The sequence below is a fragment of the Pseudomonas sp. PsB genome, from assembly GCF_043658375.1.
GTDB lineage: Bacteria > Pseudomonadota > Gammaproteobacteria > Pseudomonadales > Pseudomonadaceae > Aquipseudomonas > Aquipseudomonas putida_Z.
The window spans coordinates 89,386-99,944 of sequence record NZ_JBIGLU010000015.1 but is presented as its reverse complement, the minus strand read 5'-3'; the positions used below and the strand labels follow the sequence as shown (position 1 = coordinate 99,944).

Below are 10,559 nucleotides of genomic sequence, written 5' to 3'. Positions count from 1 at the left end.
ACACTTTGGGTCTGCATATGCATAATTCCCCTACAGAGTTTTGTATTGCAGAGAGCCGGGCCGCGAACCCGGCTTTTTTGTCTCTGCGATTTGGCGTCCCTTATGAGGGACTGGCGCCCGGGTCCCTAATTAGGGATCGGACGGTTACCTCGGCGCCGCGAACGGCACCACGTTGTTGCTCTTTGGCTTCCCCCGCTGCGCGAGGAAGTGCGTGGCCTTCTTCAGGATCTGCGCGGCAAGCTCGTCGGTGCTGACGCCAACCTCCTCCGCCCAGGCCTCCAGGTCCGCGAAGTCATTCCGGCGGAACCGGGCGACCTCTACGTCGTGCTGCTGTACCGCTTCGTTTGCAGGCGACATTCGTCCTCCCATGACCTATTCAGGCCCTGGCCTTCTTCTCGTTGATCAGCGGCAGGTGGCCGTGCTCTTTCTTGAACGCCAGCGCGGCCAGGATGATTTCCCGGGCCAGCACGCTGTGCTGAGCCTTGAGCTCCAGGGCGTACCCCTTCAGCTCGTTGAAGTCCTCGTCATCCAAGCGGACCTTGACCTGGTGGTCGTGTCGGTGTGCTTTGTCGTCGTAGGCCATCAAGTGATCCCCTGCTCGCTGCTGCTTCAGTAGGTCGGTCGGGCTTATCAGTTACGTGTCAGGGCCTATTCAGGCCTTTCGGTGAAACGGCATTACTGCCCCCCGCGGACTGCGGGGCTTTGTTCGGTTGGCCAGTTCACGACGGATCAGGTCGGCTGCGAGCGCTTCAGGGCTGATGCCCCGTCTCGTCGCCTCTCGCTCCAGCTGCTCCATCAGTCCCTGGTCCAATCCGATGTCTTCAATCGGCATGGGGCCTCCTACGGGCCTTCAGGCCACGTTCTGATCGCCGGTATTCTCCGAAGCCAGGGCGGCCAGCTGAGCCTCGAGCAGCTCACGACAGAGCACGGCGCGCTGGGTGCGGTGAAACTTGGCCAGCGCCTGAATCAGTTCGAACGTGTCCTCATCGACCCGGACCTTGATCTCGCGGTCATGCAGGTGATTGCGGTTGGCGTACATGCGGGAGTAGCTCCTTGCAGTGGGGATTGGTTAGGCAGCGGAAAGCGACTGGCTGGACTGGTTGTCCACCTGGTTCCACGGGAACGAAGGGCAAAGATCTGCCCGCCCTATCGCTCCGTTCGTGAGCGCTTCGATCTGCAGCGCGCGCTTGGCTGGGACTGCGCGCTCTCCGGAACACCATTGGTTGACGGTCGGCGCCGCAACATTCAGCCGGCGCGCCATTTCCGCCTGGCTGCCCAGCAAGCGGGATGCTTCTTTGGCTGCTTCTGCTGATTTCATGAGTTCTCTCCTGGAGATTTACCGATGAATATAAGGCATTACCTTATTCCGCACAAGCCATTGCCTAATCAGTGCCGCGATAGGCCTAATTAGGCAATGCTTACCGGACCGGAATTAGGCGCAGCCATTGAGGCAGCGCGGATCGCCAAGGGCGTATCGAAGAAACAACTCGCAGACGACTTCCAGGTGAAGCCTCCGTCGGTACAGGGCTGGGTGAAAAACGGTCGGATCGACAAGTCGAAGCTGATGGACGTCATCGCCTACTTCGCTGACGTTGTAGGCCCTGAGCATTGGGGTCTGCGCCCAGGCTTTACTTACGAGAGCCTACCGGACGTCGCCTCGGTATTGGTTGAAGACCCGGCGCCCACCTCGGCTGCAGATATGGTTCGCAACATGCTCGCCAAGCAGGGCAAAAACCTACCGGAAAGTGCTCGTGCGCAGCTGATGGCAGCTGCCGAGGCTTCGGACCAGGGCAACGTAATCACCGTCGACTTCTCCCGCCCAGGGCTCGTCGGGGATGAAGTTCGGATTGCTCACTACGATGTGCGCGCGGCCATGGGCAACGGCCAGGCCACGCATGACTACCCGGAAATGCTCAAGGACATCCGCGTCAGCCCGAGCCACCTCCGTGAGCTGGGCGTTGAGTTCGAAGAGCACTTTCACCTAAAGGTGGTCACCGGCTGGGGCCAGTCTATGGAGCCCACCATCAAGCACCGTGACCCGCTGATCGTGAATATCAACGTCCGCGAGTTCGTGGGCGACGGGATCTACCTCTTCGTCTGGGATGACCTGCTCTACATCAAGCGCCTGCAGGTGGCTGATGAAGAGCACTACGAGATGATTTCGGACAACCCGAGGCACAAGGATCGCCTGATTCGCCGGGACATGACCTACATCCAGGCCCGGGTGCTGCTGGTGTGGAATGCTCATCTGGTTTGAAAAATGGTGCTAGAAGGCTCAAAACTGAAGCGACTAATAGCCTAAACTGAACAAGGAGGTAAAATTGTCTGAGGAAGACGACGAGGAAAAGGCAGCGATACCTTCTGCAAAACCGCTCGGGGAGCCGCCGTCAAAAACGTCAAGACACGGCATCACCAAGGATCTGGCATACAGCGTTGAGATTCAAGAAAAGGCCATTGAACTCAGCGATGAAATCATGGAAAGAATCCGGCAAATCGTTGGTTCCGGAGAGGATGATTCTGAATTGACCAAGCAGCTCGAAAGACTAGAAACTCAGTTCGACGCCCTAAATCAGAGCGTGACAGAGATCCGTGTATCAATTGGCAAGATTGATACACGTCTCGACGGCATCGAGAAAAATCTGGTGTCGAAAGGTCAGGTAGCAATATGGGCGCTTCTGGCAGGCATGGCCGTGTTCGCGGCTGGCTGGTGGGTTGTTCAGCAGTATTTGGCGCCGTTGCTCGCTTCACTCGGAAAATAGCCTCCTCAGTTTTAAAAGGCCCGCCTTGGCGGGCTTTTTCATGCCCGCATGATAGCCAATGGCCGCAATGATAGAATAGGCCCTCAAGTGACCTTAGAGGCTTGCGGAATGAAAGCAGTTGTTGCAGGCGTGATCGCCTTGGCTATTGCGGGCGGCGGATGGCTGGGCTGGAACAAATACGAGAGCAGCAAAGAAACTGAAGCTGCGGCCAAAGCTGTTCAGGTGTCCGCCACCCAGGCGGAGCGTCAAATGAGCGCCCGGACGGAGGATGGAATCACATTCGCGGAGTACTTCAAGCGAAGTGGAGCAACGATCGAGAGCTTGGATAAAGAGATTGCTGCGCTTGAGACGCGGTCGTGGAAGCACAAATTGCCAGAGCGCGACACCGCTATCACCTTCATTGAGCAATGCAAGGCGATAATTCGCTCTGATCAGGCCGATACCCGCCTTCTCATGAAAAAAGACAGCGCTCAAGAGGCTTATGATGATGCTCAGAGGGACCTCAAGGAGGCTGATTCCACGCATGCTATTGACTGGGCGCTCAAGAGATACCAGCGCAAGAGCGATGAACTGCTGGAAGTGCTCAGCGAGCAAATCAGGCATACAGAGGAAAGCGTTGGAAAAGTCGAGAAAATGATTGCAGCAGACGCTGCGGTTAAAGCTGTTTTCGGCGCTAGCACAGGGTTGACCCAAGCCAGTGTCAACAAGCTTAAGAACTACATCGAGCCTGAGAAAGCCGATGACCTCAAAGAGAATGAAAAAACCACCGGCCCAGGTAAGCCCGGCGCAAGCTAACCGACACCACAGTGAGCCCGCTAAGACGCGGGCTTTTTTGTGTCTCTCAGAAAGGCGCCCCTTCTTCCACTTTCTCCTCCTCCCAGTCCCTCTCTACGCCCAGGTCGTCTCGATCTCCGGCTTCCTGCTCCTCCCACCGAACCGTCACGCTCTCGTCATCGTTGAACGTCAGGTCCAATTCCGGCGTCTCGGCCAGCAGGCCCATCACCTCCTCCCACTCCGTTTCACCGTCCGTGTCCAGGCGATGGATCGTCACCCAGCGCTGAGCCTGCGCGATCGGGTGATTGATCATCGACGAAACCCGCAGCCCCAGGCGCTCCAGTCCGGTCATCTCCTGACGCGCCTGCGGCGCCGACTTTTTCTGCTTGGCCATTCCTTCCCCTGCTAACTGTACATCCATCCAGTATTAGGCGGAGCTTACCTGAGTCATCGAGCGATGCAAGCCCGGCGACGAGATTAGGCTCTCATGCGAAAAGTTAGGCATTACCTATTTACAACAATTAGGCATTGGCTTATTGTTCATCTCAAGCAGTCACTCACGAGGGACTGCAGAGGCCCTCACAGGCCGCCGCTCTTTCACATTGATGGGAACCTCGCGGATCGATCCCGGCAACGGTACAGCGCGAGCAAGAAATTCGATCCCCATGCCAGCTCTGGAACTGGCCAGCTCGAAATCAGGCGGAACGTCAGCGCGGCAGGAACACAGGCCGGGCCACGGAAAGCGGATGGAGGGTTGCGCTGCAAACGCTCCCTGCCGGGATGCCCTTAGAACGGGCGTCGGTACCTGGCACAGCGCGAGCAGCGATTAACCAAGAGGAGGAACCTGCCCATGAAGTAGATAGACCAGCCGGAACGCGGACCGGCAACCCACGACGGACTGCCCCACCCAACGGGCCACAGAGCTGCAGTCGGCAGTCGTGTAGCGAACACCTTACCCAACGACCACCCCGCCGAGGCCGATCGACGCGAGGTGATAGGGAAGCTCAAGGCCAACCGAACTGAGAGCAGGGCCGTCGGCGGCTGAGCTCGAACGACCACCACTGACGCAATACCCCGGCCTGTCGCCAGTAGCGAGGCCGGGATTTCACCAGGTGCCATTCAGCGAGTGGTATCCGGGAAATCAACCGCCCAGGAGGGCAACGCGATGTCACAGACATTTGAACAAGGCTGGGCAGCGCGGCCCTTCGCGCAGCAGTTCCCAGAAATGAACGCCGACGAGGCCAAGCGCCTCGACCACATCAACACGTCGATCACCACGCTGTATCTGGCGGGCCTGCTTACTGACAAGCAGGCGAACGAGATCCGCACCAAAAAATTCCCCAAGGTCGTCACCAAGGCGGTCTTGGGCAAGCGCTGAGCGATTTCACTGGCTGGCCTTGGCGACAGGGCCAGACGGGAAATCAAACGCCCAGGAGGGCAGCATGTACGCAACTGACGATGAGATGAAGATCCGTAAATTCGGGCGCGTGACCATCACCAAGGAAGGCATCAGCGTTGAAGGCTTCGACGTGAAGGGCGCCATGTGCCGCGACATGGCCGTTGTAGCGGCGGCCTGGGCGATCGGTGAGTTGCAGCGCGAGATGCTGAAGACCATCCAGAAGCCCGGCGGCGGAAAAATCAGCGTCGATTAATCAACCACCCTGAGAGAAATACGCGGCCAGCCTTTAGCCCAAGCTAGACAGGGGTTCAACGAGGGGCAGCCGGCATCACATACGCATGACCACAGCTGCCCAAATCAAACTTAAACTCAGCGCATCACGCGCTCAACCTAGCAGCTGATCAATCGCATTGCGCAGACGTTCAGCCGAAGACGAGTTCTCCAGCGAGATTTTTTCTCGGATGTTCCGAAGAGAGCGGCGGGCGCTCTCGTCTTTCTCGAGGAGTTGACGAGCTTGATACGAGCCGGCCATTGCTGCCAGAGCCATAGCTCGATTCATGCTGTTGTTCTTCTCACGAGTATTGTTCTGCTCGTAGTAATCCATGAGCCGTGATTCTGGAGCGCTTCTGACCTTGTCCCACATCGACAATGTGTTCTTGATCATCGAATCGTTCATTGCCTTGCCTGCCGCTTTTCCGAGGCCGGCAACAATATCGAGAAATCCCATGTTTCAGAATCCTTTGAGTGATTGGCAGTTAGTAGGTCGGCCTTAATGTTAAAAACTTGAGGCTTAACCACTGATTCCAGGAAACACAAAGCTATCCGATGCCCTCACCCACTCACCAGGCTGCATCGGGGTGTGATCTGAAAGCGCAGGCAAGCGCACAACTGGAAGTGGTCAGCCCGTCTGACGTATGTCGGGGTAGCACCAGCGGCGACCAGGTAATGCTGAGTCGAAAAAATGACCCCGGCACCGAGCCGGCCAGATCACACCCCGATGCTGCTTGCATCGATTTAAAGCTCATCACTGTAAGCCTTACGCAAGTTAAGGATCACCGCAGTAAACATTAATCGACGAACACGCAGGCGAATCCGGGGCCTACCCGGCCAGACCAGATGCATGTGAGGTAGCGCTCACCGCCTGCACCCTTCCCTTCACATCGACCGCATCGACAGGTGCCGGGCTTGGCTTTTCACGCCCAGCTTGGTCACTGGTGCCCGGCACCTGATCAATGCGGTTGCCAACCCCAACAGGAGGACGCCATGGGCGCACTTCGAGCAGCACAATGGCAGTACGACAACCAGTTGCCTCCGGCGGTGAGCGAAAGCACGGCTGAGAAGGCCGAGGCACGCTGGATCGACGACGGTATCGCAGAGCTGATGGCGCGCCGTGACGTAGTGTTCCAGCGCAACTTCCGCCAGCGTGGCGTGACATACGAACGCTTTGCTCAGGCGGTGGACGAGTTCGCGATGGGCCAGCTTGGCCTGTCTGGGATCAGCAATTCGGTGTTGGGTCGTCTGGTCCTGGCCGCGCGCTGCAAGGTCACCAGCGATGCGGCAGCGGCAGCCGACGAGATCCTAAGCGTTGCCAATCCAGAGGTCCAACTTGAAGAGATCGCCCGGCAACTGCTCACTCCTTTCGCCAAGGAAGCAGTGCTGACCCAGGCCGAGGACGCGGAATGAATCCTCACAGCGTGGCGGTTCGCGCCATCGAGGCCGCAATCGAGACGATGCTTCTGCCGGGCTCAGGCCCGGTGGAGGATGCGAAGGCCGAGACGATGGTCGTCGCCTACTTCTCCATCCTCGTCATCGACTCCCACGAGTTCAAACACTACTGCGAGCGCATCCGGCGTATTGCCGTTCGGCGCAAGGAGGCTGCATGACTACGCCGATCTTCCCGTCGATCATCGACGACCAAGTGGCCGAGGTTGCCCAGGCCGTGCCAGACGATCGAATCCTGCTGGTGTTCAAGGGCCTGACCATGGAGGACGCCATGAATCAGGCGCGCCTGGCCCACATCGAGAACCCTGCGGCCTGGTCGGGCCGGGCCTACCTCTGCGGCATGTGCACCCTGGCCTACGAGGTCCGCACGTGAGCCGCCAGCAGGCCAGACGCTGGGCGTTCTGGCGCGGCTCATTCTCCATGCTCTTCGCCTGCACCTTCTTCATGCTCGCCAGCGCACTGGCCGGCAGCATCACTTCCTGAACACACACCCGGCGCACGGCGGGCCTTCGGGATAACCGTACCCCTTCGGGAGCGTAAGCGGCGAGAGCGCGCAACCATCCACCGCAGCCAGGGCCTGGAGCGTACCTCCGTGCCTGGGTGACCTGGCGATTCCCTATTCCAACTGACGGCGCCGGCCCGGCGCGAGGTTTTCTAATGTCCGCAGAACAGAAACTGATCGCGATCGAAGAGATCAGCGAGGAGAACGCCCCGGCCATTTACGTGGCCGGCGGCCTGAAGCAATTCATCGACCTGGTGAAGGCCGAGGTCGAAGGCGAAGTGCCCGACCTGACCACCCGCAAGGGCCGCGAACGCATTGCCAGCCTGGCCGCCAAGGTCAGCAAGTCGAAGACCGCCGTCGAGAAGCCGGGCCGCGACTACCTGCGCCGGCTCAAGGAAATGCCGAAGGTGGTCGAGGCCGAGCTGCGTGAGTTCGTGACCACGATGGACACGCTGCGGGACGAGACGCGCCGTCCGCTCACCGAATGGGAGGCCGCCGAGGACGCCCGCATTGATCGCCACAACGACGCCATCAACCACATGAAGGACCTGGGCACCGAGCTGGGCTTGCTGGATGCCGAGCAGCTGCAGGCACGAATCACCGAGCTGTCAGCATTCCAATTGGGCGAAGCTTGGGAGGAATTCGAGGCTGAGGCCGCCCGGGCCAAAGAGTCGTCAATGAACGCCCTACAGGCAGCGCTGGCGGCCCGGCAGAAGTACGACGCCGAGCAGGCCGAGCTGGCCAAGCTGCGGCGCGAAGCTGAAGAGCGCGCCGAGCAGGACCGCATCAGGCTGGCACAAGAGGCCGCGGTTAAGGCCGAGCGCCAGCGCGTGGCCCAGCAGCAGCAAGCCGAGCGCGAAGCGGCGGCACGCCGCGAGCAGGAACTGATTGACCAGGCCGCCGCACAAGAACGCGAAGCCGAGAACCAGCGCCTCCAGCTCAAGTTGCAGGCTGAGCAAGCCGAGCGCGCCCGCATTCAGGCAGAGGCCGACCGCGTTGCCGCCGAGCAGCGGATGGAGCAGGAGCGTCAGGCAGCCGCCCGCCGGCAAGAGGAAGCAGCCGAGCAGGCCCGCCAGGACGAGCGCCGCCGCGCTGATGCCGCTGCAGCGGAGATCCTTCGCCAGCAGGAAGCTCGAGAGGCCGACAAGGCGCACCGGGCGAGCATCAACCGCGCCGCCCTGGAAGCCTTCATGGCCGAGGGCATGCCTGAAGCGTGCGCCAAGCAAGCGGTCACCCTGATCGCCCAGCGCAAGATCCCGAACATCGCCATTTCCTACTGAGGTACCGACCATGAGCAGCACGATCATTGTGCCGGAGCAGCGCCGCCAGGTGGCCGCGCCTCCGCAGGCCGACAGCAGCATCCTGGCCGTCATCAGCCGGGCCGCTACCGACCCAACCTGCGACATCGACAAGCTTGAGCGCCTGATGGCGATGCACGAGCGTATGCAGGCCCGCGACGCTGAGGCCGAGTTCAACGCAGCAATGGCGGCCATGCAGAGCGATATACCGAGCATCGCCGAGCGCGGCGCCATCGTCGTGAATGGCCAAAAGCGCAGCGACTACGCCACCTTTGAAGACATCAACGATGTGATCAAGCCGATCATGCAGACGCACGGCTTCGCGATCACCTTCAAGGTCGAGAACGTGCCGGCTGGCCTAAGCGTCACCGGCATCCTGATGCACCGGGCCGGACACCGCGAGAGCACAACCATGCTGCTCCCGCTCGACACCAGCGGCAGCAAGAACGCTGTGCAGGCGGTCGGCTCGTCCACCAGTTACGGCAAGCGCTACGTCATGAGCGCCCTGCTCAACCTCACCACCCGCGGCGAGGATGACGACGGCCACGCTGCCGTGCCAACGGCGAACGTAACTAGCGTGCAGGCGGCCGGCATCAGCGCCCTGCTAGATCGCTGCACCCAGAAGACCCGCGACTGGTTCACCGGCGAATACGGCTCGGCCGAATGCGTGCCGAAGGGTCGCCACGACATCCTGGTCGCGCAACTGAACAAGGCCATCAGGGCCGCGGAGGCCGCAAATGCAGATCATCAGTGATGTCGAGCAAGACACTCAGGCCTGGCTGGACCTGCGCCTGGGCATCATTACCTGCAGCGAGCTGGATTGCCTGCTGGTAAACGGCAAGGGTGAGGCCGGTTTCGGTGCCGGCGCCTTCACCTACATGAACACCCTGATCGGCGAGCGCATCACCGGCGAAGCGGCCGACCCGTTCACCGGTAACCGCCACACCGAGCGCGGGCACGAACTGGAAGGTACTGCCCGGGCCCTGTATTGCGACCGCGAGGACGTCCAGACCCACCAGGTGGGGATCATCCTGAATCATGGCATTGGCTACTCACCAGACGCCCTGGTCGGCGACAACGGCCTGACCGAGATCAAGACCAAGCTGCCAAAGCTGCAGGTCGACGTGATCTTGGGTGGCGAGATCCCGAAAGAGCATGTCGCCCAGTGCCAGGGCGGCCTGTGGGTATCGGAGCGCGAGTGGATCGACTTCATCTGCTACTGGCCGGGCATGCCGCTGTTCGTAAAGCGCGCATACCGCGACGAGGCGATGATCCGAAAGCTCTCGGAGCGCGTGAAGACCTTTTACGAAATCCTCGACGAGCGCATGAATCGTGTGCTCGGAATCGCAGCATGAGGTGAGCATGAACCAATCAATCGACCTGGAGGCCGCAACCGCAGCCTTCTTCGCGTCTGGCGGCCAGCTGATCGTGCTGGAGGGCTTCACCTACCGGCCGCTGCCGCAGCGCAAGCACCCGGAGCCCAAGCCGAAGCGGGCCAAGCCCGCCGCGCATAAGTCGGAACACCCGCAGCAAAGCCGTGCCAGGACTCGCGCCGCGCAGATTGCCGAGCTGGCCAAGACCATGACCTGTGGCGAGGTAGCGAAACTCCTTGGCGAGACCAAGGGAGCGCTTTGGGGCGTGGCCGCTCGCGAAAGATTCAGGTTCTGCAAGCCGCCACGCCAGGTCCAGCCAGTGAAGGATGCCGCCGCTCAAGAGGCTGCTGACCGAGAGCTGGCAGATCGGATCATTGCCTTGCGCGACGAAGGCATGTCCCGCTGCCGGGCAACTGCAGTACTCGGTATCGGAAATCGCAAGCTGGAGCGAATTCTGGCTGCATTCAAGATCAGCTTCCCGCTTCAGCGGTATCGGGGGTAGGCCATGAGCGACCACGGCGAGCACCCCAGCGTCTACTACCTTGGCCGGGAATGCCGCCGCAACGGTGGCGGCAAGCTGGCCAACCCATTCGCCTCTCACACGTTCCACGGCTCCTGGTTTCTGGCCGGCTGGAACGACATGGATCTTGAGATTGAACAGAAAAATCCGAAGCGCGCTGCAAAGAACAAGGCGGCGTGAGCAGTTCAACCTACCGCCCAGCGGATTGAAGG

At 60.4% G+C, this 10,559-nt stretch carries 20 protein-coding genes; 13 read left to right on the top strand and 7 right to left on the bottom strand.

Features of this window, described 5'->3' with window-relative positions; all coding sequences use genetic code 11:
- Positions 1–144: 144 nt before the first annotated feature.
- The 5 genes from ACGLHT_RS18475 to ACGLHT_RS18455 form a co-directional block, all read right to left on the bottom strand.
- Positions 145–357 (bottom strand): hypothetical protein, encoded by a 213-nt coding sequence (locus tag ACGLHT_RS18475; RefSeq protein WP_027907142.1) that lies wholly within the window; start codon positions 355–357, stop codon positions 145–147.
- A 19-nt stretch (positions 358–376) separates the two neighbouring features.
- Positions 377–583, bottom strand: coding sequence for a hypothetical protein (locus ACGLHT_RS18470; protein ID WP_027907143.1), 207 nt, complete (start codon positions 581–583; stop codon positions 377–379).
- 69 nt (positions 584–652) lie between these two features.
- A complete protein-coding gene (locus tag ACGLHT_RS18465) occupies positions 653–832 on the bottom strand; it encodes a hypothetical protein (RefSeq protein WP_039615331.1) in 180 nt (59 codons plus the stop codon).
- A gap of 18 nt (positions 833–850) precedes the next feature.
- Complete coding sequence (locus ACGLHT_RS18460) at positions 851–1,039, bottom strand: hypothetical protein (protein ID WP_039615332.1); 189 nt, start codon at positions 1,037–1,039, stop codon at positions 851–853.
- 30 nt (positions 1,040–1,069) lie between these two features.
- On the bottom strand, positions 1,070–1,318 hold the full coding sequence (locus ACGLHT_RS18455) for a Cro/CI family transcriptional regulator (protein WP_274120503.1): 249 nt from the start codon (positions 1,316–1,318) through the stop codon (positions 1,070–1,072).
- 96 nt (positions 1,319–1,414) lie between these two features.
- Here ACGLHT_RS18455 and ACGLHT_RS18450 point away from each other — a divergent pair, with 96 nt between their 5' ends.
- The 3 genes from ACGLHT_RS18450 to ACGLHT_RS18440 all read left to right on the top strand — a co-directional run bounded on the left by ACGLHT_RS18450 (position 1,415) and on the right by ACGLHT_RS18440 (position 3,554).
- The gene (locus ACGLHT_RS18450) at positions 1,415–2,257 is read left to right on the top strand and encodes a S24 family peptidase (protein ID WP_274120502.1); all 843 of its coding nucleotides are present in this window, start codon (positions 1,415–1,417) and stop codon (positions 2,255–2,257) included.
- Positions 2,258–2,321: 64 nt separating this feature from the next.
- A complete protein-coding gene (locus ACGLHT_RS18445) occupies positions 2,322–2,759 on the top strand; it encodes a hypothetical protein (protein WP_274120501.1) in 438 nt (145 codons plus the stop codon).
- A 108-nt stretch (positions 2,760–2,867) separates the two neighbouring features.
- A complete protein-coding gene (locus tag ACGLHT_RS18440) occupies positions 2,868–3,554 on the top strand; it encodes a hypothetical protein (RefSeq protein ID WP_274120500.1) in 687 nt (228 codons plus the stop codon).
- A gap of 46 nt (positions 3,555–3,600) precedes the next feature.
- On the opposite strand, the gene ACGLHT_RS18435 is transcribed toward ACGLHT_RS18440, so the two are convergent.
- The gene (locus ACGLHT_RS18435; RefSeq protein WP_274120499.1) at positions 3,601–3,927 is read right to left on the bottom strand and encodes a DUF1654 domain-containing protein; all 327 of its coding nucleotides are present in this window, start codon (positions 3,925–3,927) and stop codon (positions 3,601–3,603) included.
- A gap of 771 nt (positions 3,928–4,698) precedes the next feature.
- On the opposite strand from ACGLHT_RS18435, the gene ACGLHT_RS18430 reads away from it, so the two are divergent.
- Both ACGLHT_RS18430 and ACGLHT_RS18425 read left to right on the top strand, forming a co-directional pair.
- Positions 4,699–4,911 (top strand): hypothetical protein, encoded by a 213-nt coding sequence (locus ACGLHT_RS18430; protein ID WP_061302610.1) that lies wholly within the window; start codon positions 4,699–4,701, stop codon positions 4,909–4,911.
- A gap of 64 nt (positions 4,912–4,975) precedes the next feature.
- The gene (locus ACGLHT_RS18425) at positions 4,976–5,185 is read left to right on the top strand and encodes a hypothetical protein (RefSeq protein WP_061302611.1); all 210 of its coding nucleotides are present in this window, start codon (positions 4,976–4,978) and stop codon (positions 5,183–5,185) included.
- 132 nt (positions 5,186–5,317) lie between these two features.
- Here the strand turns inward: ACGLHT_RS18425 and ACGLHT_RS18420 are convergent, their stop codons facing one another.
- The gene (locus tag ACGLHT_RS18420) at positions 5,318–5,659 is read right to left on the bottom strand and encodes a hypothetical protein (protein ID WP_060498333.1); all 342 of its coding nucleotides are present in this window, start codon (positions 5,657–5,659) and stop codon (positions 5,318–5,320) included.
- A 536-nt stretch (positions 5,660–6,195) separates the two neighbouring features.
- Here ACGLHT_RS18420 and ACGLHT_RS18415 point away from each other — a divergent pair.
- The 8 genes from ACGLHT_RS18415 (at position 6,196) to ACGLHT_RS18380 (ending at position 10,527) form a co-directional block, all read left to right on the top strand.
- Positions 6,196–6,615 carry a hypothetical protein gene (locus ACGLHT_RS18415; protein ID WP_274120497.1) on the top strand — a complete coding sequence of 140 codons (420 nt, stop codon included), beginning with the start codon at positions 6,196–6,198 and terminating at the stop codon, positions 6,613–6,615.
- A complete protein-coding gene (locus ACGLHT_RS18410) occupies positions 6,612–6,815 on the top strand; it encodes a hypothetical protein (RefSeq protein WP_176510430.1) in 204 nt (67 codons plus the stop codon). Before ACGLHT_RS18415 ends, ACGLHT_RS18410 begins: the two co-directional genes overlap by 4 nt.
- Positions 6,812–7,027: a hypothetical protein gene (locus ACGLHT_RS18405; RefSeq protein WP_016711314.1), complete on the top strand. Its 216-nt coding sequence runs from the start codon at positions 6,812–6,814 to the stop codon at positions 7,025–7,027. Before ACGLHT_RS18410 ends, ACGLHT_RS18405 begins: the two co-directional genes overlap by 4 nt.
- Before the next feature lie 284 nt (positions 7,028–7,311).
- Complete coding sequence (locus ACGLHT_RS18400; protein WP_274120496.1) at positions 7,312–8,436, top strand: hypothetical protein; 1,125 nt, start codon at positions 7,312–7,314, stop codon at positions 8,434–8,436.
- Between the two features lie 10 nt (positions 8,437–8,446).
- Positions 8,447–9,208, top strand: a complete 762-nt coding sequence (locus ACGLHT_RS18395; RefSeq protein ID WP_061302624.1) for an ERF family protein — start codon at positions 8,447–8,449, stop codon at positions 9,206–9,208.
- The gene (locus ACGLHT_RS18390) at positions 9,192–9,809 is read left to right on the top strand and encodes a lambda exonuclease family protein (RefSeq protein WP_274120495.1); all 618 of its coding nucleotides are present in this window, start codon (positions 9,192–9,194) and stop codon (positions 9,807–9,809) included. Before ACGLHT_RS18395 ends, ACGLHT_RS18390 begins: the two co-directional genes overlap by 17 nt.
- 7 nt (positions 9,810–9,816) lie before the next feature.
- A complete protein-coding gene (locus tag ACGLHT_RS18385) occupies positions 9,817–10,329 on the top strand; it encodes a hypothetical protein (RefSeq protein WP_274120494.1) in 513 nt (170 codons plus the stop codon).
- Between the two features lie 3 nt (positions 10,330–10,332).
- Positions 10,333–10,527 (top strand): hypothetical protein, encoded by a 195-nt coding sequence (locus ACGLHT_RS18380; protein WP_137188324.1) that lies wholly within the window; start codon positions 10,333–10,335, stop codon positions 10,525–10,527.
- The last annotated feature ends 32 nt before the right edge of the window (positions 10,528–10,559 follow it).

What these genes read in the sequence shown, in the direction of transcription:
- ACGLHT_RS18475 (WP_027907142.1), bottom strand. Translation starts at nt 357, where the DNA reads ATGTCGCCTGCAAACGAAGCGGTACAGCAGCACGACGTAGAGGTCGCC.
- ACGLHT_RS18470 (WP_027907143.1), bottom strand. Translation starts at nt 583, where the DNA reads ATGGCCTACGACGACAAAGCACACCGACACGACCACCAGGTCAAGGTC.
- ACGLHT_RS18465 (WP_039615331.1), bottom strand. Translation starts at nt 832, where the DNA reads ATGCCGATTGAAGACATCGGATTGGACCAGGGACTGATGGAGCAGCTG.
- ACGLHT_RS18460 (WP_039615332.1), bottom strand. Translation starts at nt 1,039, where the DNA reads ATGTACGCCAACCGCAATCACCTGCATGACCGCGAGATCAAGGTCCGG.
- ACGLHT_RS18455 (WP_274120503.1), bottom strand. Translation starts at nt 1,318, where the DNA reads ATGAAATCAGCAGAAGCAGCCAAAGAAGCATCCCGCTTGCTGGGCAGC.
- ACGLHT_RS18450 (WP_274120502.1), top strand. Translation starts at nt 1,415, where the DNA reads ATGCTTACCGGACCGGAATTAGGCGCAGCCATTGAGGCAGCGCGGATC.
- ACGLHT_RS18440 (WP_274120500.1), top strand. Translation starts at nt 2,868, where the DNA reads ATGAAAGCAGTTGTTGCAGGCGTGATCGCCTTGGCTATTGCGGGCGGC.
- ACGLHT_RS18435 (WP_274120499.1), bottom strand. Translation starts at nt 3,927, where the DNA reads ATGGCCAAGCAGAAAAAGTCGGCGCCGCAGGCGCGTCAGGAGATGACC.
- ACGLHT_RS18430 (WP_061302610.1), top strand. Translation starts at nt 4,699, where the DNA reads ATGTCACAGACATTTGAACAAGGCTGGGCAGCGCGGCCCTTCGCGCAG.
- ACGLHT_RS18425 (WP_061302611.1), top strand. Translation starts at nt 4,976, where the DNA reads ATGTACGCAACTGACGATGAGATGAAGATCCGTAAATTCGGGCGCGTG.
- ACGLHT_RS18420 (WP_060498333.1), bottom strand. Translation starts at nt 5,659, where the DNA reads ATGGGATTTCTCGATATTGTTGCCGGCCTCGGAAAAGCGGCAGGCAAG.
- ACGLHT_RS18415 (WP_274120497.1), top strand. Translation starts at nt 6,196, where the DNA reads ATGGGCGCACTTCGAGCAGCACAATGGCAGTACGACAACCAGTTGCCT.
- ACGLHT_RS18410 (WP_176510430.1), top strand. Translation starts at nt 6,612, where the DNA reads ATGAATCCTCACAGCGTGGCGGTTCGCGCCATCGAGGCCGCAATCGAG.
- ACGLHT_RS18405 (WP_016711314.1), top strand. Translation starts at nt 6,812, where the DNA reads ATGACTACGCCGATCTTCCCGTCGATCATCGACGACCAAGTGGCCGAG.
- ACGLHT_RS18400 (WP_274120496.1), top strand. Translation starts at nt 7,312, where the DNA reads ATGTCCGCAGAACAGAAACTGATCGCGATCGAAGAGATCAGCGAGGAG.
- ACGLHT_RS18395 (WP_061302624.1), top strand. Translation starts at nt 8,447, where the DNA reads ATGAGCAGCACGATCATTGTGCCGGAGCAGCGCCGCCAGGTGGCCGCG.
- ACGLHT_RS18390 (WP_274120495.1), top strand. Translation starts at nt 9,192, where the DNA reads ATGCAGATCATCAGTGATGTCGAGCAAGACACTCAGGCCTGGCTGGAC.
- ACGLHT_RS18385 (WP_274120494.1), top strand. Translation starts at nt 9,817, where the DNA reads ATGAACCAATCAATCGACCTGGAGGCCGCAACCGCAGCCTTCTTCGCG.
- ACGLHT_RS18380 (WP_137188324.1), top strand. Translation starts at nt 10,333, where the DNA reads ATGAGCGACCACGGCGAGCACCCCAGCGTCTACTACCTTGGCCGGGAA.